We start from the raw sequence: 23,405 nt of genomic DNA, 5'->3' as shown, positions 1-23,405 counted from the left end.
TATGTGCTAAAACTCACGATAACTGCACTAATTATTATTAGAGTGAAGGCTAATCTTTAGATAAGTTAATATCAGAGTTGACTCTCCTCAAAAAGAAGCTGCTTATTGTGGTTCGAAAACGCGCTGTCACGGGCATTGATGATAAGATAAAGAAAGGCTTTATCGTGTTGGAATAGTATTATTTTAATAAAGATAACCAGCATCATAACCACACCTAAAAGATTAAACATTACCCTGTCACTGACTCACCTATCCATATATTCATCATCTTGGTTAAATGATGAATGCCTATTTTTAACAACATCCCTTCTAGATATGAAATAAAACCAACCACAGGTATTAATCATGTCTAGTTACACCTACAATAAGCATTACATTCAAAAGATAAACCACACTATCCGTAAAGCACTTTTAATTCACAATCGTGTGACGGCTGTTCGGGTTGACTTGCGCTTCCCATCTGAAAATATATTTCACTTTAACGATTCGAGGGTCATCACTCGATTCTTTGAATCGTTAAAAGCCAAAATAAATGCTGACCTAAAACGTAAAAATAAAATATGGAAGCGTAACCACATATGCCCGTTATCTTATGTCTGGGTTAGAGAGTTCGGTGAGATAAATAACAAAAAGCACTATCATGTTCTTTTGCTGTTAAATAAAGATGTTTATTGGAACCTAGGTGATTTCATCAAAATTGAAGGAACGCTCTATGCATTAATACAGCAAGCATGGTGTAGTGCTATTGGTGTGAACTACCCTGCGGAGCGTTATTTAATTCATATTCCAGATAACGCCATAACGTGGCTAGATAATAATAAACCCAATATTGAAAGCACGATATTCGAATTAAACCAGCGCTGTCGTTACTTAGCCAAAGAACATACAAAATATTATGGTGATGGTGAGCGTTCTTTTGGATGTAGTCGCTAATAAAAAACATGAGGGGGATATCTTTTGGAAGAGAGATATCCCTAAACACTTATCGATATCCCTTCTGCCTTTTAACTTTAAAGACAGGAGTTCAATAATGACTACTCAAGCTATTCCCTTACTAGATGACCAATTCGTTGATATGAAATTTATAACTCGCCTAACCGGCTTGACGGATAAATGGTTTTACAAATTAATCCAAGAGGGGGAGTTTCCCAAACCCATCAAACTGGGGCGTAGCTCTCGCTGGTTAAAGAGTGAAGTAGAGCAATGGCTGCAAGCGCGTCTTGTGGCTTCTCGGGGTTAATCCTTTCGAAGTCAACGTATTCAATTTAACCCAATTTGTTGTATGAATTAATTTATGGAGTACCGAGAGTATGAAAAAGCTGCCCGCTCGTTATGAAGAGTTATTGAGTTATTATCAATGTTGGTTAAATGGGTATACGAAGTTGTCCATTTGCTAGGGGATGTGTCATTCACTCATTCAAAACAGTCACTATTTGATGGTGTCGTACATTCGTTTTTCGAGTCATGAAGCCTGCCAGGTGGCGGTTATTCCTGCTCGTCTCTATCGACTGGTGTATGGTAACGCCTACCCTGACAAACTGATCTGCTTTAATCAAACAGGACACTTTAATAATGGAATATAACCCAATTATTGAGGTGTTAAATGAAAAAACGAACAAATAGATTTTATACCACTGAGTTTAAGCAAGAAGCGGTCGCATTAGTCACCGAGCAAGGTTATAGCGTGCCAAAAGCGGCAGCTTCTTTAGGGATCACCGATAAATTACTTTATAACTGGAAAGCAAAATTCGACGCTGAGCAATCTGGTAGCAGCTTGAATTCCGATGAGAGAGCTGAGCTATTAAGACTTCGAAAGGAAAATAAAGAACTTAGGATGGAGAAAGAGATCTTAAAAAAAGCCAGCGCCCTCCTGCTAAAGGAAACCAAGTAGTGTTTAAAACGATTAAGCAATTATCTTCACAGTTTCCCGTGCTGAAGCTCTGCAAGTTAATGAAAATAAGTCGTTCTGCCTACTATGCGTGGCTTAAACGCCCAGCAAAATTGATCACCGCTGAACAACTTAGTCTGTACCGTAGAACCAAAGCCATCTTTGAACAGAGTCGAAATAGCTTAGGTTACAGAACGTTACGTAAACGGTTATGCAAAGAGGGCTTTAGCGTAAGTGCTTATAGCGTTCAGAAGCTAATGGCTCAGCTTGGCCTAGTTGTCACTCAGCGCATTGCTTACAAAGTCACCACAAAACGCAAACACAGTGATGCCGTAGCCGATAATTTGCTCAATCAAAATTTTAATCCTCACGCACCTAACGAAGTGTGGGCGGGTGATGTGACCTATTTAAAAACAGGGGAAGGCTGGATGTATTTAGCCATCGTGATGGACTTATACTCACGCCGTATTGTGGGTTGGCACATCGATAAACGAATGACGGCAGATTTAGTCAGTAAAGCCTTGATGAAAGCGTATAACTTACGCCAGCCAGAAAAAGGCCTAGTCTTCATAGTGATAGAGGCTCTCAATATACAAGTAAGAACTATCGTAACTTACTGACAAGCTATGGTATTAGGGCAAGCATAGGCGATGTAGGAGCCTGTTGGGATAACGCCGTTGTTGAACGATTTTTTGGTAGCTTAAAGCACGATTGGGTACTGAAAATCCCACAGCCGACTCGGAAACAGATGAAAGAAGATGTTACCGCGTATATGCGCTATTACAACCAAGAAAGGCTTCATACTGCCAACGGTGATCGACCCCCATTGAGTATGAACAAAATTCTTTAAGAAAAATGTCCTGATTTAGTTGTGCAGAACACCATACTCTGAGTCGTTGTTCAAAACAATAAAGTATTGTCCTTCATGGTCAATGGATGGGTTTTCTTCCATTGAAGACGATCGGTGTTGGATTGGTAATTTTGTTGATTGGTATAACAATGAGTATAAACACAGTGGCATAAAGTATGTAACACCTCAGCAGAGGCAATGCGGCTCAGTTATAGACGCGTCTGTGATGCATCCCCTGAGGATGGTGAGTTTTATGCTCTGGAATTAGCGGAGCCATTTTATCCCAGAGTTCACCGCTAATCTGCTATTTGCTACCTTCCATACGTCACCCCAAGAAATTATCGTAATTCTTTATATCATACGATAATTTCTTTTAGGATAGTATCTAATAGTATGATATATGGTCATTTTATGATGTAAAAATTGGTGAGTGTAAGATAAAAAAATCACATATAAAATATGTTAGATAATATTTCATTTTTACTCGCTTGGTGGGTTTGTAATAAAATGTTGATAATTAATAGTTATTTTTCATTTTTTCAGATTTTTGCTTTTTTGCCAACACTTAAAAGGCGTAAATCATGATTATTTTTCATTTATTTATTACATATTAATATAAAGTATTAATAAATATTAATTTCAGGTTAAAATTTTGTTTTTTGTTTATGTATTGAATTATAACACTATGATCATGTTATCAAATTGTGATTGGTTAAAATTTAAGCAAATGAGTTTTCTTTTTTAATTGCATGATATTTAAGTGAATTTATTAATTATTAAAAACTGTAACATTTAAATATTTAAGTAAATGTTCGAGGAGAGGGGGTTTGCTTTTAAAAGCTTACTCTTTATAATTGTACCCGTTCAGCTAAGTCCGTTTCGGATATTATATTTAATTACTAATTTTAAATTGGTAATTATTTTCATTTATTGGAAAGATTACTAATATGAATTTTGAAGAAAATAGAACTAATAGTCAGTGCGACAATCACGATAATCAAATTTCTACTTACTTTGGTGCTATTATTAAACAGATTAGAAGAGAGTGTGGAATGACTGGCGCTGAACTGGCAAAGAAATTAAATGTTTCACAGCAACAGATGTCTCGATATGAACGAGGTATTAATAAAATCTCAGTAGATATGTTGTTTAATTTATCAATAGCATTAAATGTTCCATTTGAGAAGTTAATTAAAAAAGTTTTACTTGAGATAGAAAAATCAAATTCTGATGACGCATTAATGTTGAAAAAATTAATAGCGGCTTCTGATACTGTCTACTTTTATTAATTATAGTAGAAGAAATATTTGTCTACTTTTATTAATTATAGTAGAAGAAATATTTTATAGTAATAGAAATAAATTAAGTTGTTTATTTATAATTCATTGAGGAATATATGAAAAAATTATTTTTATTAGCATTAGTTTCTAGTGCTATGAGTACATCTGTATTTGCTACAAAAGATATGGGACACGGAAAAGTGAATTTTAAAGGTTCTATTATTGATGCGCCATGTTCTATTTCACCAGATTCAATTGATCAAACTGTTGAGCTGGGTCAAATATCAAATATGGCGTTAGTGGATGGCGGTAAATCTAGCCCACGTAGTTTTGATATTGCTTTAGAAAACTGCGATGTAACTGGCTTAAAAGAAGGCGTTAAATTAACATTTTCTGGTGCAGCGGCTTCATTTGATAATACAAAGCAAACATTAGGCATCGTTGGTACTGGTGCAGGAGCCGGTGTACAAATTACGAATGGTAGCGGGAATGTCATTACTTTAGGTAAAGCAGTGCCATTCCAACAAATTCAAGATGGTAATAATACCCTGCGTTTTTCAGCGTATTTAAAAGGTAATGGTGGTGATATTAAAACTATTACCGCAGGTGAATTTAGCTCTGTAGCTGACTTTACACTGTCATACGAATAATTGTTGTTTAGTAGCCAGCAAAAAAGGACATTTTGCTGGTTTATTTCAAAGGGAAGCCTGCGTAGAAGAGGAAGCAATGAAATATTTAACGTTCAGTAAACTGCTTTCATTGAGTCTCAGTATCTGTGCCCTCATCGATATTTCCCCTGCCAATGCGTTAGGCTCAGTAAAGATGAGTGGCAGTATCATTGAAACGGCCTGCGCTATTGATGTAGGGAGTCGTGATCAGACTATTAATATGGGCAGCCTCTCTCTGAGTGATATCCGTCGAGATGGGCAAGGACCAGTACATCCGTTTGTTATTAAGTTAGTTAATTGTGTTCTTGAACGTCAAAATCCAAATAAACCCAATTGGCAATATTTTCGAGTCACCTTTGATGGTTCACATCAACGTGGATTATTTAGTGTGAATGGACAAGCCAAAGGTGTCGGATTGCAAATTCAGCGCAATGACGACGGAGCAATTATTGTTCCAGGGCAGGCTCTGTCTGCTCAAACATTGACACAGGGCTCCCATGATTTAGCTTACGAATTAAGATTAGTGGCTAATCATGCTCCATTAGTTTCAGGACAGTATTACAGCCAATTACGCTTTAAATTGGATTATGAATAATCCATTAATTGATTTTAGATGCAAAAATCCACACTTGGTTTTGCATCAAAATTAAAAGCTAAATGATTTTATTAATAAAAAAAGAAATAAGAAGGTCGAGATGATGGCCCTAGGTTATATTCATATGCCGTTGTTACGGATAAGCCGTCCTCGGTTGACAGCAATGCTTGTTGCTGTGTCCTTAAGTTGTAACAGCTATGCTGAGCAGATTGAATTTAATACGGATATTTTGGATGTTAATGACCGCGCAAATATTGATTTAGCCCAGTTTTCGCGTCCGGGCTTTTTAATGCCGGGTGAATATCGTTTTTCTATTTTTATAAATAAACATCAATTACCGGAACAAACCGTATTTTATTACGTCCCCGACGGCCAGCCAGATGAGAGCGTTGCCTGTTTAAGCCCTGTGTTAGTTGAGCAACTAGCGCTTAAACCTGATTTATTGCCAACATTAAAATGGTGGCATGATGGTCAGTGTTTATCACTCGATAGCTTACCGGGTACGGAAGTTAAAGGGGATTTAGCCGCTTCTGCTTTGTATATCAGTTTACCCCAAGCCTATTTGGAGTATACAGCCGAAAACTGGGATCCGCCTGCTCGCTGGGAGGATGGATTACCCGGCGCCCTTTTTGATTATAACCTCAATGCTCAGGTTGGTCAGCAAACTCGGGGCGGACAACGAACAAATGCTAATGTTAGCGGCAATGGTGTTGCGGGTGTGAATTTAGGTGTGTGGCGTATGCGTGCGGATTGGCAACTACGTTTAGACAAGCAGCAAGGTCAAGGTACTTCCCGTTCATTAGATTGGACGCGGTATTATGCCTATCGTGCAATTAAATCTCTCGGAGCAAAACTCACCTTAGGTGAAGATTATTTAGCTTCCGATATTTTTGACAGCTTTCGATTTACGGGGCTGAGTTTGATCACTGACATCAATATGTTACCGCCAAATCTACGGGGATATGCTCCCGAAATAACGGGGGTAGCCAAAAGTAATGCTACTGTTATCGTGAGTCAGCAAGGCCGTATTATTTATCAAACGCAAGTTGCTGCAGGTCCTTTTCGTATTCAAGACTTAAATGATGCGCTATCCGGTGAGATTAATGTTGAAGTTAAAGAACAAGATGGAACTATTCAAACGTTTACAGTGAATACAGCCAGTGTTCCTTACCTCACTCGCCCTGGGCAATTGCGTTATAAGCTTGCCGCTGGACGCCCAACTGATTGGCGCCACCAAGTGAGTGGTGAAACATTTGCGAGCGGCGAGTTTTCGTGGGGAGTCAATAACGGCTGGTCATTGTATGGTGGCGGTGTTGCTGCAGAGAATTACGCTTCTGCAGCGGTCGGTATCGGTCGAGATTTAATGATGTTTGGCGCGCTGTCTTTTGATATCACCCATGCGCGTTCACGGTTAAAAGGGTTAAGTGAAGTCGGTGATAAAACGTATCACGGTAATTCATATCGTTTGAGCTATTCAAAACGATTTGATGCCTACAATAGCCAAGTGACATTTGCGGGATATCGCTTTGCTGAACAAGGTTTTATGAGTATGTCTGAGTACTTAAATGCACAGTCTACGGGTGTCCGCCAGTATAGCAGTAAGGAAATGTATACGGTTTCCTATAACCAACAATTTCCGGAGTTGGGGCTCAGTGCTTATATAAATTATTACCATCAAACCTACTGGGATCAGCCTGATAATGACCGTTATAGTCTGTCTTTAGCGCGCTATTTTGATATCGGTAAATGGAAAAATTTAAGTGTTAACTTGACGGCTTATCGAAATCGGTATCGGCAGACTAATGATGATGGCGCCTACCTTTCCCTTTCATTGCCTTGGGGGGAGAGTGGTTCGCTTAGCATGAACAGCAGTTGGGATGAGCGTGATAATTCTCAACGAGTTAGTTATTACGACCGATTAGATGAACGGACTAATTACCAATTAAGTACCGGATGGTCTCGTTCTGGTGGGTTAGTGAGTGGTTATTACACGCATCAAGCTGATTTGGCTCAAATAAATGCAAATGCCACTTATCAGCAAGATAGATATCGTTCTGCTGGCTTATCACTTCAAGGTGGTTTTACGGCGATTAAGCAAGGTGTGGTGATGCATCGTGGTAATCAGCTTGGGGGGACTCGAATTTTTGTTGATACGGATGGTGTTCCTGATATTCCATTACGAGGTTATGGCTCAACCATACGAACAAACTATTTTGGTCAGGCTGTATTAACAGACGTGAACAGTTATTACCGTAATCAAGTCAGTGTCGATTTAAATACATTACCTGAAGATGCTCAGGTATCACAATCGATTAAGCAAGGTACTTTAACAGAAGGTGCTATTGGCTACCGCCAGTTCGATGTTGTGGCTGGGCACAGTGCAATGGCCTTATTGCGTTTATCTGATAATAGTGTTCCCCCATTTGGGGCACAAGTTTTCAATATGAAAGGCCAACAAGTGGGAATGGTAGGGGATGATGGGAGTACGTATTTAACGGGGCTCAACCCTAACGATAAGTTACAAGTTCGTTGGGATGATAAAGCACAATGTGAAATCACCTTACCTAAAATATTGCCGAAGAGCGACACATTGTTAACGAATTGGTTATTACCGTGCCATGCGACTGACATCTTACCTCTTAAGCAGACTGAGACGGTTGTTGAATCGGATGCGGTAAGTTTACCGTCATTCTCTACGCCTCATTCATTAACTTCTGGGGCATCGAATAAGCCAGATTTGGTCAGCTCAAAGAGCTGGTTAAGAAAATAAAAATGACATGATTGAAGAGGTTTATCTCTTCTTCATACTAAGGTAAAAGAATATGTTACAGAGCAATAAAATCAATAAAAGAAATCATCATCCTATTGCCACTTTTTTGGTTGGAGCGATGTTGATATCTACGACACTGTCTTCCGCACAAGCTGCAGTCGCTTTAGATCGCACTCGTGCAATTATGACGGGTGAAGATAAATCCATTAGCTTAAATATCAGTAATGAAAATAAGCAATTACCTTATTTAGCACAAGGTTGGATTGAAAATGCCCAAGGTGAAAAAATCACGGAGCCCTTTACGGTATTACCTCCCGTTCAGCGTGTTGAGCCTGGCGCTAAAAGCCAAGTAAAAATTCAAGCACTGCCGAGTGTAGCGTCACTGCCGCAAGACAGGGAGTCCGTTTATTATTTCAATTTACGTGAAATCCCACCTAAGAGTGATAAACCCAACACACTTCAGTTGGCGTTACAAACGCGAATTAAGTTGTTTTATCGCCCAAAAGCGATTATTCCAACTCGCCAACAGATGGAAAATCCATGGCAAGAAAAAATCACACTTACTCGTCAAGGTGATCAATACAGTGTAGAGAATCCAACGCCATATTTTGTAACGCTTGTTGATGCCGCTTCAGTGAAAGACGGAAAAACGGTCTCGGGATTTGAACCGTTGATGGTTGCACCTAAAAGCAGTTTGCTGATGGGGGGGAGTGCAAAAGCCTTAGGAAGTCAGCCTGTGCTTACTTATATCAATGACTACGGTGGGCGACCAACGTTGACGTTTACTTGTCAAGATAATCGCTGTCATGTGGTATCAGATAAACAGTAACTTCAAACAAGATGACGTTAAAGCAGATTTCAACGCAGGAGAGCATCATGAAAGAAGCCAATAAGATACCTCATTATATGATGGCGTACGGTTTAGGATTGTGCTTATTCAGTAGCACAGCCCTCAGTACTGAACTTGACAAAGTGGATAACTGGGATGTCGATGGGGCTAATGGCACATTGTATGTACATGGGGCTTTAACGGAAAGTGCTTGCCGATTAGCGATGTCCTCCGCATATCAAACGATTGAACTCGGGACATTAGGCACGGGGCAATTACAGAAAGTCGGTCAAACAGGTACCCCTGTCGCGGTACAACTGCGTTTAGAAGATTGTTTAAGTGGTGAAAGTCGTAATCGTAATAAACTCGGCAACTTATTGTGGAGTCCTGATATGCCTGCGATGAAAATTCGTTTTTTGGCTGCGGCAGACAATCAAAACCCACAATTAGCGGCCGTTACGGGGGCGAAAGGAATTGCATTACAATTGAGTAATGCTTCTTATCATCCTCTTGCAATAGGGCAATACAGTACTCCTGAGCTTGTTTCTCCGGGACAGAATCAATTGACTTATTATGTTACCCCGATCCGCACTACAGCAGGTTTAAGTTCGGGAGCTTATCAGGCAATTATTCGCTTTCAGGTAAGTTATGATTAGGAGTCAACGATGTTATTGATACAGCATGTGACCGTAGGAATTAAAGGCCTTATTGTGTTCAGCGTTCTTTTTTTTAGCACGCTATTGTTTGGAAGTTTATTCTATGTCGTACATGCCGATACCGCAAATCTGAATTTAACGTTGACCATTACGATGCCCCCACAGTGCACGTTTAGTAGTGGCAGTTCAATACAAATTGTGCGTTTTGAAGAGGTACAACAAGGATTAATTGATGGGGTGAGTTATAAGCGAACCCCCATTGATACCGGATTATCTTGCAGTGCATTAGAAAAAAATGCGTTGAATATGGCGTTGTCATGGGATCCAGTAACCTTTAATGGTGTTTCTGCTATCAGCACAAACCGAACAAATTTGGGTATTGCCATTTATCGGGATTCGACTCGCTTAAGTAACGGAGCGTCAATTAACTTTACTTACGGTAATCCGCCGAACTTGTATGCGGTACCGATAAAACCTAGCGGTATGATGCTCAGTGATGCGGGATCTTTCACTGGCACAATGACCGTGACGTTAAATTATCAATAAACGCGGGACTATTTCATGAATAATACTCTCTTTGTTAGGTATTTTATCGGCCTACTTTGTTTATTGAGTCCGGTATTATCACGAGGATTGGATGTCTATTTTACAGGAACGCTGGTTGTCACGCCGCCAGAATGTACCGTGAATAGTGGTACGGTGGCAGATGTCAATTTTGGCGATATCCATGAAACACTAATTGACAATAGCAGTTATAAACGCACACGTATTGATTACACCTTAAATTGTACGAATGTCTATAGCAATGCATTAAAAATGACGGTCAGTTGGAGCCCGATTACGCTCAATGGACAAAATGTCATTCGTACTGGTCGGACGAATCTGGGGATAGCGGTTTATCAGGATTCGACTCGATTAAGTAATGGTGATGTTGTGAATTTCACTTATGGTAGCAATCAGCCTGCGCTTTATGCGGTGCCAGTAAAACCCTCGGGAACGGTATTAACTGATGGCGGGAATTTTAATGGGACATTAACTTTTGTGGTGGATTACCGTTAAGGAGAACAAGATGAAATTTATTCACCGACAACAAGTGGCCCTCGGCTTTTTTTGTGTAATAAGCTCTCCATTTGCATGGGGGTTAGGGGCAAATCTTTATGGTAATTTAATCGTGACGCCACCTGAATGTATTCTAAATAACAATAATCAAGCGGCGATTCATTTTGGTGATATTTTATTAACGCGTATTGACGGTAATAACTACTTACAAACATTGCCATTGAGTCTATCGTGTACAGGATTAGCAAAAAATAATCTGACATTGACCTTAGAAGGCGACCCTACATTGTTTAATAGCAATGGCGCATTAAAAACAAGCAATGATAAATTAGGCGTTATTTTTTATATTAATAATATCCGGCAAGCAATTAATCAGCCGGTGAATATTAATTATACCTCTTTGCCTTCTTTAAAAGCCGCGCCGATTAAAAATATGACGGCGGGCTTTAATGATACAGATGGTGGTAGTTTTACTGCGTTGGCAACATTAAAGGTGAACTATCAATGAAAAAATTACTGATAAGCACAAGTCAACGTTATTGTTATTTATGCAGTTTAGGGGGGCTATTCATGATGATGTCCTCAGTGGTGGAAGCCAATTGGGTTTTTGATGGTACGCTAGTACTGCCCCCCGCCTGTGAATTAGGACAAACAAATCCTATACGCGTTTCTTTTGGAAAGGTGGGGGTGCGTAAAGTGGATGGGAATCTATTTAAACAAGACATTCCGTATCAATTGAATTGTCAAGGTGACTTAAATCAACCATGGAATGTGACATTGACGTTCAGTGGAACTCTGGCGGGTACGGGATTTGATAATGCGACATTACGAACAAGTAGCCCGATGAATAACGGAAAATTAGGCATTCAAATTCAAAAGGACGGGATACCGTTAGAGCTGAATAAGCCGTTTGCCATTGATAGTTCAAATCCACCGAGATTATCGGCGGTTCCGGTTAAGCGTGCTGGAACGGAACTGGTTGGTGATAATTTTTCTGCGACCGGGACATTGACCATCGATTTTCAATGACACGATAAAAGGAAATGAAAAAAATGCAAATACCATTACATCAATTATGGCCTTTAGTCTTGTCATTGAGTTTATTGGCTGTGCCGCTTTGCGCGCAGTCGGAAACAGTACAATTTGATGGAACGTTGGTTGAGGACGCTTGCGAAGTATATCCTGGCGATGAAAATATCGAATTAGATTTTGGCACTATTGTAGATAAATATTTGTATTTGAATACTCGAACACACAGTCAGCCATTTACAATTCGGTTAATTAATTGTGATTTAGTGTTGGGGAAAGAAGTTCAAGTTACCTTTATGGGAACTGAAAGCTTGGCATTACCGGGATTGTTAGCGCTAAATACTGGGAGTCAAGCGAGTGGGATCGCTATTGGATTAGAGACTGAAAATGGCACACCAATTTTATTGAATAAAGCAAAAAACCATATTCAACAATTACATATGGGGAATGGTAATAACCTTAATCTGAAAGCGTATGTACAGGGTGAACCCACTCCATTATTAACTAAAACTATTGGACGCGGGGCATTTGAAGCGACTACAACCTTTATATTAGAGTATGAATAATTATTTGAATTTTTATATATGAATAAATTATCAAAAATTAATTTTAAATATTAGGAAATATAAATGAAAAATAAACTTAATATAATAATGGCTTTTCTAATTCTAATAGTCAGTGAGCAAAGTATTGCAAAAAATGTTACCCTTACTCCAGGAAGTAGTGAGGCGACTACGGGTAGAGTAGTCGCCTCAAAATGGTTAGATTATCAGATAACTAATGGCAGATTTATAGGAAATTTAGAAATACGAGTTCGTCTAGTACGTGCTCCGTTTTATAGCGGATCAGCTGCTACCACATACAATTTGTCAGCTCAGGGCTCTCCTCTTACGGTAACGCCTTGTATATCAAATGATGCTGGATATGGTGGTTGTTATTTTAGGACACCTTTTCCTGTAGTAGGCTGTACTAGTGCAGATCAAGGGGATATTAACATTTGTATGAATCGTATAGTTGGCACTGAAGGAACGATAGTGATTCCAGTAAATGAACCGACATATCTGCTCTCTAGTCCTAATTTCTGTATGCGAAGTTATTTACAATATCCTGATGTTAAAGCCCCTTCTCCTGTCGATATCTTGAGCATTTATTTTGACCCATATACAGTTTGTGGCGAGGATAATGGCGCACCTCCTCCTATACCTGAGTTGACTGGTTCTGTATGTAACCTAAATAGCCAAAATTTAAATTTAAATTATTCATCAACAAGCTTGAATGTTGGAGGCATTACAAAAAGTACAAGTTTAAATGTCTCATGTACTACAGGTGTTGCCCAAGATTACCAATTAAAATTAACCGGAAGTAATGTAGTATCTGGGCGTCTTAATTTTGGAAATGGAGTTTCTGCTCAAGTCTCTTTAAATGGGAGCCAAGTACAAGCAAATGGTCAAGGAATTCAATTAAATAAATTAGTAAGTCAAACTATTCCGGTAAGTGCTACATTGATGGGTAATGCATCAGTATCTGGTGTTAGTAAAGCGACAGGAATATTAGTATTAGAAGCGTTATAGAGAGGTATTAAACTGTATTGTTGTATTAACTAACCAATTAATTTTATTGATTTTTTATTAATGCATATACTTAATGATGAGAAGGGGTGTTAAATTTTAAAATAGACATAAAATTTATTTTGCTTCTAAGAGCCTATCTCAATAGGGTTTTATTCCAGACGATGAGACTACAGTAAAAATGCAACATGGCCTCGTAATTTTCTTTCTTCTTTTCCCATTGGGTCAGGATACGACGAAAGCGATTCATCCAACTGTGCGTTCTTTCGACGACCCAATGATGGGCTTTGAAGTCCGTGTTTTTACTGGCGTCAGACTCTTCTTTACGGGACTGGATATACAGCTCGTAACCGCGGTTCTGTAGATAGGTTTTCAGCCAGCCTGCATCGTAACCTTTGTCCAGACAGAGTCTCAGTTTTTGTCCCGGACGCCCCGTCTGAAGGGCATCGAGTGTATCTGCAACCAGTTTGATATCATGCGTGTTTGCTGCTGCAACAACCAGCGACAGAGGAAGCCCGTTGGCATCCGTAAGCAGGCTACATTTTACGCCTTGTTTTCCTCTGTCGGTTGGATTGCGGGCCTGTTTTTTTGTTCCAGACAGTGGTGATTTGGTCATGCAGCCGTCCATTGACAACCATGACCAGTCAATACCGTCCAGCTGTTTACATGCAAGCAAACCGTTCTGCCAAAAGCGTTCAAAGACACTGGTATCACGCCATTCCTGAAAGCGCCGATGTGTAGAACTCGAAGAACATATCCCGTGGCATTCAGGGCGTTCCACTAGCCGCCAGTCCTGAGCACAAAGAATATGGCATTCATGGGAGCACGGTTTAAACACGTTTACGGTGAGTGCCGAGCGGATGATTAGTTTTGTGCTCAGGACTAAGCAGTGCTATTTTTTTCAGAGTTCATCGCTGATCCGTAATCTGCTACCTGTCATATTTTTACCTTCAGAAATTGCTCGTTACGACATTCAGACAATCCCTTCTGCGGTAGGTTTTTAGTCTTCCTTACAAAATAATTTATGATAGGATAAGGCCTAATAAAATTAATTAGGTTGGAGCCTATTCCGTGTTTTATATCCATCAGTCCAGCTTCAACCCGTAGAGATGATTGAGTCAGTGTGGATGAATAACCGCATTGAGCGGATCAGTTTAATGTGATGATGCGATGCCAGTCATGACTTGATAAACAGAGTATTAAGACATTGCTTGAATGGGATAAACAAGACGCATGATAAATGATGGTCTGAAACAAACGGTAGGGGCGAAGTCATATAGGCTTTCGGAGATAGCGCAGTTGCCACAAGCAATCCGGGATCGCATTGCTCACATCGATTTCACCTTATTGTTTAAGGGGGAAGCGGTACGGGCAGATTTAGTCGATCGCTTCAGCATAGCGGCTACACAAGCAACGAAAGACTTCGCGCTATACAGAGTGCTTGCACCAGGTAACATTGAGTATGACCAAAAGCTCAAGCTGCATAAGCGAGGTGAAGCATTTGAACCCTTGTTCGACTACGACGTCGTTCGAACATTGGCGACAATTAGCCAAGGGTTCGGCGATGGCTTTACTGGCAAGGTAAAACCGCCTTTTGCGTGTGAAGCGCCTTATCACCTTAACAAACCGAGTTTATCGATAGTGGCGAAAGTTACCGAGGCCATCCATAAAGGCAAAGCCTTGCGTATCACCTATGTGTCGTTATCGAGTGGTGAAACTATGCGTGAAATTGTGCCGCATACGCTGGTGGACAATGGTTTGCGTTGGCACGTTCGTGGTTTTGACCGCGAGCATAGTGAGTTCCGTGACTTTGTACTGACCCGAATTAAAGCAGCTATTGTGCTTGACGATTCCACGCTGTCTGAAACGGAGCTCGAACCCCAAGACCGGCAATGGAACCGATTTGTAGAGCTAGAGTTAGTGCCGCATCCTCGTATTGAGCACAGCGAAGCGATTGAGCTAGACTATGGCATGACGGGGGGCGTGATGAAAGTTGAGATTAGAGCGGCTACCGCTGGTTATTTGCTTCGCCAATGGCATGTAGATTGTACCAAAGCACATAGCCTTCAAGGTCCTGAATATCAGCTTTGGTTAAAGAATACCCCGACACTTTATGGGGTAGCCAATTTGAATTTAGCCCCAGGGTTTGACGGATGATGTTTCAACGACAGTGGAACACTGCGCAACCCATAAACGAATTATAACGAATGAAAAGCAGGAATTAACAGATGACAAGTTTACAACAACGTGCCGAACTTCAACGCCAAATATGGGCGATTGCCAACGATGTGCGAGGCTCAGTGGATGGCTGGGATTTTAAGCAGTATGTACTGGGTACGCTGTTTTACCGCTTTATCAGTGAGAACTTTGTTAACTACATCACAGGCGGTGATGAGAGCGTTAATTATGCTGCCATGTCTGACGATGACGAAAATATCAAGTTAGCTAAAGAAGATGCCATTAAAACCAAAGGCTATTTTCTTTACCCTAGTCAGTTGTTTAGCAATGTGGCAGCCAATGCACATAAGAACGAAAATTTAAATACGGATTTGGCGGCTATTTTTGCTGCCATTGAAAACTCAGCCAATGGCTATGATTCAGAAAAAGACATCAAAGGCTTGTTTGCGGATTTTGATACCACCAGTAATCGTCTGGGCAATACAGTAGAGGCAAAAAACAAACGTCTGGCAGCGGTGTTAAAAGGCGTAGCAGGTTTAACCTTCGGCAATTTTGAAGACAACCAAATTGATTTATTTGGTGATGCTTACGAGTTTCTGATTTCTAACTATGCCGCCAATGCGGGTAAATCCGGTGGCGAATTTTTCACCCCTCAGCACGTTTCAAAACTCATCGCGCAGCTGGCCATGCACGGACAGACCAGTGTGAATAAAATCTATGACCCTGCGGCGGGTTCGGGCTCGTTACTTTTGCAAGCCAAGAAGCACTTTGATGCGCATATCATTGAGGAGGGTTTCTTTGGTCAAGAACTGAATCACACCACTTATAACTTGGCGCGTATGAATATGTTTTTACACAACATTAACTACGACAAGTTTAATATTCAGCTGGGTGATACCTTACCCGTGATGAACAAGCTGTCGAAGAGTTCAAGTCAAAGTACTATTTGGACGATGCGGATATTGAGGTAATGCAAACCATCGACATGCCTAGCGAGCGTGCGATACAAGATTATCGCTCAACCTACAACGATACCCGCGACTGGCTACGCCGTGATAAAGAAGGGCAGGACAAAGATAAGTCAACAGTAGACTGGGGCGATGTCGTCTTTGAAGTTGATTTGCTTAAATCTCAAGAAATCAATCTCGATTACATTCTTGAACTGATTTTTGATCATAATAAGAAGAACAAGAGTAAAGAAGGTTTGATTGAAGAAGTCCGCCGTATGATCCGCGGTAGCCTGGGCAATAGAGCGAAAGAGAGCTTAGTGGTTGATTTTATTCATCAGACAAATCTAGATGAGTTCAATGACAAAGCTAGCATTATTGATGCCTTCTTTAAGTTCGCTCAGGCGGAACAGAAGCGCGAAGCCGATGCCATTATTGTCTCTGAAAAGCTCAATGAAGAAGCAGCCAAACGCTATATGGCCTCATCACTCAAGCGAGAGTATGCCTCTGAAAATGGCACTGCACTGAATGAGGCGCTGCCCAAACTTAGCCCTTTGAATCCACAGTACCGAACGCAGAAGCAAACAGTTTTTCAGAAAATCGCTGCTTTTGTTGAAAAATTCAAAGGTGTGGGTGGGCAGATATAAGTGTCATTAAGTACTGAGCAGAATGCAAGTTAAATAGCGAAAGTGTCTAAGTTTTATTGATTGTTAGGCTAATTGTTTATTACGTGGAAGGTGAGTCAAAGAAATGGAAAATGAAAACATTATAAGGTTTTTGTCATCAGATCTAAAAAGGGACTTCACGTCTTCGAAGAGAGAGCCAATCGAAATTGATCTTTCTAATGATGACTCAGATGACGAGCTAGCCACATTTTTTCGTTTTATCAATAAAGTGTTGGATACTGATAACTTAGTCATACTGGCTGGTTCAGGCACATCTTTAACATTTAATAGTAATAGGTCTTCTCAGCAGAACCAATCACCTATCGCTCCAAGTATGTGGCACCTTTGGGATTATTGTAAAAAAGAAGATGAGAATCTTTTTCAATTGGTTTTGAAGGCGACAAATTATGATGTCCTTCAAAAACATCGTGAAGCAAACGGAGATGCAAAGCCCGATATTGAACTATTATTGTCTCTTTGCGATTCCTCTTTAGCCGTTGGGAACCTTTCAAATCAAAGAACTAATCAAGTAAGTAAGTTCCTTGAGCAAGCCAAAAGCATCATTTTAGCTAAAACTAGCTTTACTGAATCGATCCCAGAATCAGATTGGGTTAGTCATGATAAATTTATGCGTGCAGTAGGTAGAAGGAGTGCTCAGCAACAACGACTTAAACTTTTCACGACTAATTATGACTTGGCTTTTGAGTACGCTGCATCAAATACTGGTTTTGTTGTTATTGATGGTTTTGAGTTTTCTAACCCTTCTTTTTTTAATCCTATGTGGTTCAAGTATGACATAGTGAACCGTGGGCAGTCCAAGAGCAGTGAGGGCGCATACATCTCCAATGTGGTTCAGCTATATAAGATGCATGGCTCTGTAGACTGGAGAAAATTTAACGGCAGAGTTAGAAAGCTAGGTGCTGATAGTAAAATTGGTGAACCTGTTTTTATCTATCCAAGCAGTAGCAAATATCAGACTTCTTATGATTCTCCTTATTTAGATATGATGACTTCTTTTTTGGAAGTAGTTAAACAACCCAAAACGGCTGTATTGTGTCTAGGCTTTGGTTTTAATGACAAGCATATAAATAATGCATTAACTATGGCGCTTAGGACTAATCCTGAGTTTATGCTAATGGTGGCAACGAAAGATCCATTTAGTGTAACGGGTTCATTTAATAATGAAATTAGGAATCTGCTAATGGCTGCTATTGACCATGGGGATGGTAGAATTGCGATAATGGATTCAACGTTTAAACAATTTTCTTATCTGCTACCTGAGCGAAGATCAAAAACTCCTGAGGATGAACTCTTCGAAGCATTTGAAAAGATCACAGCGAACATTAAATAGGAGTTACTATTCATGGAGCGGAAAAAGTGGTTTTCCCCGTCTGATCCAACAAGACGGATTGGTAGCGTCATTAGTGTATCTGCAACCGAGTTAATCATTAACTTATCTAAAGCGGGATCTGGTGAGCCCAGTTGGTCATTCGGAAATCGAATAGCAGCTGGAGAAGTAAATGAATTTGTATTCATCGATATAGGTGAAACAGCGATACTTGGGCGCTTAGTGAAAGTGTGGATTGAGGGAGGAGAGAGATTAAGTGTTGACGGTTTGGCTGATAAACCATCCGAAAATCACCCTATTGGACTGGTTCAATTATTGGTGAGTCTGAATCCAGCTAATGGTCGTAACTACAAAGGAATTAAGCAACATCCGAGATTAGGTAGCCAAATATATTCAGCTCACCCGTATCTGGTATCAATAATCGCTGAAGGTAAACAAGATGAGAAGCCTGGCCAAATCCATTTACCATTAGCCTCACTTCCGCATGATGAATCCGTAACTGTTCATATTACTCCAGAAAAATTATTTTCACGCCATTGCGCTATTTTAGGGGCAACTGGTGGCGGGAAAAGTTACTCAATGACAAACATCATTGAGCAAGTGATTAAAGCTGGAGGCAAAGCAATTATTATCGACCCGACGGGGGAATATGAGTCACTGGGCTGTGATAGTTATTATGTTGGTAATCATACAAATGCAACACCGTTGAATCAGTTAACTTTTCCACATTGGCAGTTTACAGACTCAGATATTAGAGCATTTTTAAGGCCTTCAGCGCAAAGCCAAGCGCCTAAATTAGAGGCGGCTATTGAGAGTCAAAAAATAGTGTGGCAATTTGGGCAGCAACACAATCATGGACTTGATATTACTGCAAATTATCTTTTGAACAAATCAGGCCAAGCAAAGGCATCTTACGAAGCCGCTCTGTTATCTATGAATAGCTCTATTCAAACAGCTCCATGGTTGTTTAAAAACATTGCCGATCAGATTGTAAACGAGTGTGTGTGGCCTAATGGAGGTACTGGTAATAATCCTAACCCCACTATTTGGGGCGGTAGAGCTGATAATGATGTCGGCCACTGTTTAAACCTGATAGCTCGAATTAAAGCCTATTCAAACAATCCCAATTTAAAATGGATGATTGACGCAGATGATAAATTAAAAACCTTACCTAACCTTATTGATGAGTTTTGTTCACCAATAAGTAACAATAATGTGTTGAGATTAGATCTTTCTGAAGTTCCATTTGAAGCAAACTCAAGAGAAATACTTGTTAATGCCATAGGTAGAAAGTTGTTATCTGTAGCGAGGCAAGGCGCAATAAATCATGGTGCACCTCTATTAGTATTTATTGATGAAGCTCATCAATTTCTTAATAAGCGTATCGGTGAAGAAACGAATAGATTTGAGTTGGATGCCTTTGGGAATATAGCTAAAGAAGGTAGAAAGTATGGTTTGAATACTATCATTGCTACCCAGCGCCCTCGAGATATTCCTGAAGATGTTTTAAGTCAAATAGGTACACTGATAGTACATAGGTTGACTAATCAGCTGGACCAAGAAATTGTAAAAAAAGCCGTTGGTGCTATTGATCAACGCTCAGCCTCTTTTCTGCCTGTATTGGGACAAGGAGAAGCGCTGTTGTTAGGAGTCGATTTCCCATTCCCTATGACAGTGAAAATGAAACATCCTATAAATGCACCAACTTCGAAAAGTGCTAGCTTTTCTAAAAGTTGGAAACCTTTGCAAAATTAGTTTCAATTAAGAATAGTTTACTTCGGTAGGACCTAGTTAAATAGGTATGGTTCTTTTTCATCTAAGTCAACGACGGTGAGTTTACAAATTTTTGCACGGCTGTGTCGGAGGTTCAATATGTTCAAAAACCTATTTTTAACCAAAGCACTATCAGAAGTGTCATCGCAATTAGGTACAGAAATTCGACTCTATTCGCCATTCTTGAATAGGGTATCAATTGAGTCATCCAAGGATTTGCAGTCCACACAAGACGAGCAAATTGCCAAACTGCTCCCAGATACTTGGTTTTAATCTGCTTGATTTCCAAAGGCTCATTCAGCCTTGCATTGATCATTGTGGTGGATTTTTTGAAGATCATTGACACCAGTGGCACACCTGTTGAGATAAAAGAGCTTGAACCAAGGTGGCGTGTTGCAGTGGCCTTCGGCGTTTTGTTCCATGATATTGGTAAGCTCGTATCAGACTATTCCCTAACAGACGAGGATTGCGGCTATCAGTGGAACCCTTTTAAAAGGCAGATAGCGCCCACTACCTGCCTAAGCAGCTTCTAGTACTGACTATAGCCTAGCCATATGGGGAATGTGGAAATAACACGAAAGGATAGGTGAGCTAAACACTAAGAATGCCAAATTGCTTGTTGAGCTGACCGAACAAGTCAAAATCAATGCAGATTATCAAGAACGCGTCCAATCCCTCCATCAACTCGATACAAAACATACTCAGGAATTAGCTAATGCAAAAATTCAAATTGATAAGTTGCGTAACCCGATGATATTTTTTTGCTCTATAATATTCCTCTCTGCCATCAAGTAGGTATTGCCCAACTTAAAAATCATAAAACGAATTAATAACAAGTTAACGGGCCGCCCACTAGCCAATAAAATGTAAAAATAGAAGGTATACCCTGCAACAGCTGCTACATGTAGCAGCTGTTGCAGGTGCATTGATTGACATGAATAAGAGTGAAGGTGTTTAGTTATCTTTATTAGTCAGTTTTTCTTTCACGATGAGTAATGCGCGACGTAATGTTTCTCTTTCTTCATGTTCATATTTTGATATTCCTGTGAATGATAATATGTTTGGAAGTGATTCACCATAACCCGCTAGATTTTTATATAAATAAGAAAGGCAACCAAGGCAATTATATAATGTAGCCTCATTGAGTATACCTATCAGATTATCATTGGTTTCATGTTTCGTTAATACTTTATTTTGAATGATAAGGCTTGCCAGTTCTTTATCTGTAAGCAACATTTTCTCCTGAAAAAAAGCTTCCCTTAATTTTTTAAGGGCGAGCTCAACCGAATCGAGAAGCCCATAAACGGATTGTGAAGGAATTAGTTCGGAGTGATCATTATCATAAATAATCATTTTTTTTATCATTCTATTATATATCATGATTGAATGCAGAACTGTTTGGTTGTTGGGATCATTAATTACAGGGTTTTCTTCTATATCAGAAACTGACTGAGTAGGATTTTTAATGTCGTGTGTAACAATGATATATTCAGTATATACACCTTGATTTGTTAAAATAGGGTTGATATAGGAGAGTAATGATCCGTATCGAATCGATTTTGGTTCAAACTTTATCTTTAATGCGAGATTGATAATAGCGAGTGTAGATGTAAAAAAACCTAATGGGAATTCTTCAAATGAGATTTCGTTAATAACCTCTCTTATGTTATCTAACTTGTTAGCGTAAAGTAGCTTAAGAATATAAGGGATTTCTTTGTATAATTTAAGAGATGGCACTTCGTCACAGAGCTCATCTAAGTGTGATGATAATTCAAAAATGCTTATTTTTTTTGGGGGGGAAAACTTAGATAATTTTATGGAAGGCACAAGAGTAGGTAAAGGCAGATGAGATTTATTTTCAAATATAAAGTTTTCTAAAATAGTAAGAATACCGTAACAATAACTAGGGATACATTGACACTCACATTCAGGGCCTTGGCCGCAATCATAGTCATCTTCACAACTAGAGATATCTATTTTCTCGTGAGAAATTAACACCTCGATATACTCATACAGTGCATTTTCCCCCAAAAAAATAGGATCATTTTCAACATTTTGGTAAAGATACCGTTCTAAATAGAAGAGAGGATCTGGCGCTTCAAGTTTATCTTCAAGTAATTTTTTATAATTTGATACAAGTGGCGTCAGTAGGTGAGTGATTTTTTGAAAGGCGAGCAGGACACTAAGAGAAGTATAAGCGACTCTCAATTGCTCAAATTGGGTATCGTGTGGTTTACCTATCTCGCTCGCTTCTTTTTTGCAAGCATCAATAATCGTATCGATGTTACAAATTGTTGTGAATGATGAGGTTCTTATATTGTTAATTGAGGTTGTAATTTCAAAAAGATTAACAATGGGGTTGAACGCTAATGTCTTGATGTAGTATTTGAGATAGGCTCTCACCCCCTTACAGAGGGATTCGAGATTATTGTGATGATTGTCGTAGTATTCACTCAGTATAAAATGATGGATATGACTGTAAAAATGTAATTGTTCTTTATCGACAGAAAGACTCAGCGTTTTATACATATCTAATGCCACAATGGCGGGTATGGTGGCTTTTGTATATTTTCTTAATATTTCTTTTTTTTCTAAATTAGACACAACGTATTGAGCAATCAATGCGTTATACAGTTGCTCATATTTATAGAAAAACATCTGTCTTTCTGTCTGAGTAAAGACTGCTTTGCTATCGATGATATTAATCAATTTTTGATAAGTTTCTTTAGTATTGATGTTGTCATCACCATATTCCTGCGTTTTCAGATTACCTGTTTTTGCAAAAAAATCTTGATGTAATGAAAAATTTTCAATTTTTCTCTGGTTAGCTAGATTTAGCGTTTTATATTTTTTATTTTTATTTTTATTTTTTCTTTCTTTTGTGTTGGTTTTTTCTATTCTTTCCTTATTTAAAACTGTTATATCGTAGGCTGTTAACATGATATTAGCAAAAATATGGGTGTACATGACATTCTCCAGTTGGTTTCCAATTTTCTACGAGGACATATTGCCAGATGATGTGGAAAATGAATATCTCTTAAGAACGTGAATCAATGGAGAATCAAATGCATCATCTAAACGAAAATATGAATCAGAATAATTTGCCTATACGTATTTTACGTATGACAGAGTTAACGGTAATGCTAGGGATATCCAGATCGAGCATTTATGAAAAATTGAACCCTCGCTCTAAGTACTACGATCCAGATTTTCCTAAACCGATCAAACTTGGTGCATCATCAGTTGGCTGGCAATACACTTCAGTTGAAAAATGGTTAACTTCAAGAATGGTTTAATCAATA

At 39.4% G+C, this 23,405-nt stretch carries 20 protein-coding genes and 6 pseudogenes; 24 read left to right on the top strand and 2 right to left on the bottom strand.

Annotated elements, in window-relative coordinates; genetic code table 11:
• Window positions 1-345 precede the first annotated feature (345 nt).
• The 16 genes and pseudogenes from P3L44_RS14075 to P3L44_RS13995 all read left to right on the top strand — a co-directional run bounded on the left by P3L44_RS14075 (window position 346) and on the right by P3L44_RS13995 (window position 13,195).
• Window positions 346-933 (top strand): inovirus Gp2 family protein, encoded by a 588-nt coding sequence (locus tag P3L44_RS14075; RefSeq protein WP_272661780.1) that lies wholly within the window; start codon window positions 346-348, stop codon window positions 931-933.
• Window positions 934-1,030: 97 nt separating this feature from the next.
• A complete protein-coding gene (locus P3L44_RS14070; RefSeq protein WP_014657430.1) occupies window positions 1,031-1,240 on the top strand; it encodes a helix-turn-helix transcriptional regulator in 210 nt (69 codons plus the stop codon).
• Between the two features lie 363 nt (window positions 1,241-1,603).
• Window positions 1,604-2,752 (top strand): annotated as a pseudogene (locus tag P3L44_RS14065) (IS3 family transposase).
• Between the two features lie 17 nt (window positions 2,753-2,769).
• Window positions 2,770-2,943 (top strand): annotated as a pseudogene (locus P3L44_RS14060) (integrase core domain-containing protein); the annotation flags it as partial.
• A 742-nt stretch (window positions 2,944-3,685) separates the two neighbouring features.
• Window positions 3,686-4,027 carry a helix-turn-helix domain-containing protein gene (locus P3L44_RS14050; protein ID WP_272661781.1) on the top strand — a complete coding sequence of 114 codons (342 nt, stop codon included), beginning with the start codon at window positions 3,686-3,688 and terminating at the stop codon, window positions 4,025-4,027.
• Between the two features lie 107 nt (window positions 4,028-4,134).
• Window positions 4,135-4,668, top strand: a complete 534-nt coding sequence (locus P3L44_RS14045) for a fimbrial protein (protein WP_272661782.1) — start codon at window positions 4,135-4,137, stop codon at window positions 4,666-4,668.
• A gap of 76 nt (window positions 4,669-4,744) precedes the next feature.
• Complete coding sequence (locus P3L44_RS14040) at window positions 4,745-5,281, top strand: fimbrial protein (protein WP_272661783.1); 537 nt, start codon at window positions 4,745-4,747, stop codon at window positions 5,279-5,281.
• A gap of 100 nt (window positions 5,282-5,381) precedes the next feature.
• Window positions 5,382-8,051, top strand: coding sequence for an outer membrane usher protein (locus tag P3L44_RS14035; protein WP_272661784.1), 2,670 nt, complete (start codon window positions 5,382-5,384; stop codon window positions 8,049-8,051).
• A gap of 52 nt (window positions 8,052-8,103) precedes the next feature.
• Window positions 8,104-8,880 (top strand): fimbria/pilus periplasmic chaperone, encoded by a 777-nt coding sequence (locus P3L44_RS14030; protein WP_198634036.1) that lies wholly within the window; start codon window positions 8,104-8,106, stop codon window positions 8,878-8,880.
• A gap of 47 nt (window positions 8,881-8,927) precedes the next feature.
• The gene (locus P3L44_RS14025; RefSeq protein WP_014657446.1) at window positions 8,928-9,536 is read left to right on the top strand and encodes a fimbrial protein; all 609 of its coding nucleotides are present in this window, start codon (window positions 8,928-8,930) and stop codon (window positions 9,534-9,536) included.
• 9 nt (window positions 9,537-9,545) lie between these two features.
• Window positions 9,546-10,082 (top strand): fimbrial protein, encoded by a 537-nt coding sequence (locus P3L44_RS14020; protein ID WP_110592985.1) that lies wholly within the window; start codon window positions 9,546-9,548, stop codon window positions 10,080-10,082.
• Window positions 10,083-10,097: 15 nt separating this feature from the next.
• The gene (locus P3L44_RS14015) at window positions 10,098-10,595 is read left to right on the top strand and encodes a fimbrial protein (protein WP_110592986.1); all 498 of its coding nucleotides are present in this window, start codon (window positions 10,098-10,100) and stop codon (window positions 10,593-10,595) included.
• Between the two features lie 10 nt (window positions 10,596-10,605).
• Window positions 10,606-11,103: a fimbrial protein gene (locus tag P3L44_RS14010; protein WP_272661785.1), complete on the top strand. Its 498-nt coding sequence runs from the start codon at window positions 10,606-10,608 to the stop codon at window positions 11,101-11,103.
• 62 nt (window positions 11,104-11,165) lie between these two features.
• Window positions 11,166-11,624 carry a fimbrial protein gene (locus P3L44_RS14005; protein WP_316928244.1) on the top strand — a complete coding sequence of 153 codons (459 nt, stop codon included), beginning with the start codon at window positions 11,166-11,168 and terminating at the stop codon, window positions 11,622-11,624.
• 23 nt (window positions 11,625-11,647) lie between these two features.
• Window positions 11,648-12,190, top strand: coding sequence for a fimbrial protein (locus P3L44_RS14000; RefSeq protein WP_272661787.1), 543 nt, complete (start codon window positions 11,648-11,650; stop codon window positions 12,188-12,190).
• Between the two features lie 63 nt (window positions 12,191-12,253).
• Complete coding sequence (locus P3L44_RS13995; protein ID WP_272661788.1) at window positions 12,254-13,195, top strand: hypothetical protein; 942 nt, start codon at window positions 12,254-12,256, stop codon at window positions 13,193-13,195.
• 133 nt (window positions 13,196-13,328) lie between these two features.
• Here P3L44_RS13995 and P3L44_RS13990 read toward each other — a convergent pair.
• Window positions 13,329-14,132 (bottom strand): annotated as a pseudogene (locus P3L44_RS13990) (IS5 family transposase).
• 293 nt (window positions 14,133-14,425) lie between these two features.
• On the opposite strand from P3L44_RS13990, the gene P3L44_RS13985 reads away from it, so the two are divergent.
• The 7 genes and pseudogenes from P3L44_RS13985 (at window position 14,426) to P3L44_RS13955 (ending at window position 20,898) form a co-directional block, all read left to right on the top strand.
• Complete coding sequence (locus tag P3L44_RS13985) at window positions 14,426-15,349, top strand: WYL domain-containing protein (RefSeq protein WP_272661789.1); 924 nt, start codon at window positions 14,426-14,428, stop codon at window positions 15,347-15,349.
• Between the two features lie 71 nt (window positions 15,350-15,420).
• Window positions 15,421-16,272: pseudogene (locus P3L44_RS13980) on the top strand (type I restriction-modification system subunit M); the annotation flags it as partial.
• Between the two features lie 5 nt (window positions 16,273-16,277).
• Window positions 16,278-16,964: pseudogene (locus tag P3L44_RS13975) on the top strand (type I restriction endonuclease subunit R, EcoR124 family); the annotation flags it as partial.
• 103 nt (window positions 16,965-17,067) lie between these two features.
• Window positions 17,068-18,333 (top strand): SIR2 family protein, encoded by a 1,266-nt coding sequence (locus P3L44_RS13970; RefSeq protein ID WP_272661790.1) that lies wholly within the window; start codon window positions 17,068-17,070, stop codon window positions 18,331-18,333.
• A gap of 12 nt (window positions 18,334-18,345) precedes the next feature.
• Complete coding sequence (locus P3L44_RS13965) at window positions 18,346-20,085, top strand: ATP-binding protein (RefSeq protein ID WP_272661791.1); 1,740 nt, start codon at window positions 18,346-18,348, stop codon at window positions 20,083-20,085.
• Between the two features lie 117 nt (window positions 20,086-20,202).
• Window positions 20,203-20,630: pseudogene (locus P3L44_RS13960) on the top strand (TraI domain-containing protein); the annotation flags it as partial.
• Between the two features lie 85 nt (window positions 20,631-20,715).
• Window positions 20,716-20,898 (top strand): lysis system i-spanin subunit Rz, encoded by a 183-nt coding sequence (locus tag P3L44_RS13955; protein ID WP_316928243.1) that lies wholly within the window; start codon window positions 20,716-20,718, stop codon window positions 20,896-20,898.
• Window positions 20,899-21,057: 159 nt separating this feature from the next.
• Here P3L44_RS13955 and P3L44_RS13950 read toward each other — a convergent pair whose 3' ends face one another.
• Window positions 21,058-23,070 (bottom strand): hypothetical protein, encoded by a 2,013-nt coding sequence (locus tag P3L44_RS13950; RefSeq protein WP_272661792.1) that lies wholly within the window; start codon window positions 23,068-23,070, stop codon window positions 21,058-21,060.
• Between the two features lie 98 nt (window positions 23,071-23,168).
• Here P3L44_RS13950 and P3L44_RS13945 point away from each other — a divergent pair, with 98 nt between their 5' ends.
• The gene (locus P3L44_RS13945) at window positions 23,169-23,399 is read left to right on the top strand and encodes a helix-turn-helix transcriptional regulator (RefSeq protein WP_272661793.1); all 231 of its coding nucleotides are present in this window, start codon (window positions 23,169-23,171) and stop codon (window positions 23,397-23,399) included.
• Window positions 23,400-23,405: the final 6 nt, after the last annotated feature.

The organism is Providencia sp. PROV175 (genome assembly GCF_032707045.1).
GTDB classification, from domain to species: Bacteria; Pseudomonadota; Gammaproteobacteria; order Enterobacterales; family Enterobacteriaceae; genus Providencia; species Providencia hangzhouensis.
Note: the sequence above shows the minus strand (reverse complement) of the source record. Positions and strands in the feature narration are given on the sequence as shown.

Coding starts and splice junctions, on each gene's coding strand:
- P3L44_RS14070 (WP_014657430.1), top strand. CDS start 1,031: ATGACTACTCAAGCTATTCCCTTACTAGATGACCAATTCGTTGATATG.
- P3L44_RS13985 (WP_272661789.1), top strand. CDS start 14,426: ATGATAAATGATGGTCTGAAACAAACGGTAGGGGCGAAGTCATATAGG.
- P3L44_RS13995 (WP_272661788.1), top strand. CDS start 12,254: ATGAAAAATAAACTTAATATAATAATGGCTTTTCTAATTCTAATAGTC.
- P3L44_RS13950 (WP_272661792.1), bottom strand. CDS start 23,070: ATGTACACCCATATTTTTGCTAATATCATGTTAACAGCCTACGATATA.
- P3L44_RS14010 (WP_272661785.1), top strand. CDS start 10,606: ATGAAATTTATTCACCGACAACAAGTGGCCCTCGGCTTTTTTTGTGTA.
- P3L44_RS14075 (WP_272661780.1), top strand. CDS start 346: ATGTCTAGTTACACCTACAATAAGCATTACATTCAAAAGATAAACCAC.
- P3L44_RS14020 (WP_110592985.1), top strand. CDS start 9,546: ATGTTATTGATACAGCATGTGACCGTAGGAATTAAAGGCCTTATTGTG.
- P3L44_RS13965 (WP_272661791.1), top strand. CDS start 18,346: ATGGAGCGGAAAAAGTGGTTTTCCCCGTCTGATCCAACAAGACGGATT.
- P3L44_RS14000 (WP_272661787.1), top strand. CDS start 11,648: ATGCAAATACCATTACATCAATTATGGCCTTTAGTCTTGTCATTGAGT.
- P3L44_RS13970 (WP_272661790.1), top strand. CDS start 17,068: ATGGAAAATGAAAACATTATAAGGTTTTTGTCATCAGATCTAAAAAGG.
- P3L44_RS14040 (WP_272661783.1), top strand. CDS start 4,745: ATGAAATATTTAACGTTCAGTAAACTGCTTTCATTGAGTCTCAGTATC.
- P3L44_RS14005 (WP_316928244.1), top strand. CDS start 11,166: ATGATGATGTCCTCAGTGGTGGAAGCCAATTGGGTTTTTGATGGTACG.
- P3L44_RS14045 (WP_272661782.1), top strand. CDS start 4,135: ATGAAAAAATTATTTTTATTAGCATTAGTTTCTAGTGCTATGAGTACA.
- P3L44_RS14025 (WP_014657446.1), top strand. CDS start 8,928: ATGAAAGAAGCCAATAAGATACCTCATTATATGATGGCGTACGGTTTA.
- P3L44_RS14030 (WP_198634036.1), top strand. CDS start 8,104: ATGTTACAGAGCAATAAAATCAATAAAAGAAATCATCATCCTATTGCC.
- P3L44_RS13945 (WP_272661793.1), top strand. CDS start 23,169: ATGCATCATCTAAACGAAAATATGAATCAGAATAATTTGCCTATACGT.
- P3L44_RS14015 (WP_110592986.1), top strand. CDS start 10,098: ATGAATAATACTCTCTTTGTTAGGTATTTTATCGGCCTACTTTGTTTA.
- P3L44_RS14050 (WP_272661781.1), top strand. CDS start 3,686: ATGAATTTTGAAGAAAATAGAACTAATAGTCAGTGCGACAATCACGAT.
- P3L44_RS14035 (WP_272661784.1), top strand. CDS start 5,382: ATGATGGCCCTAGGTTATATTCATATGCCGTTGTTACGGATAAGCCGT.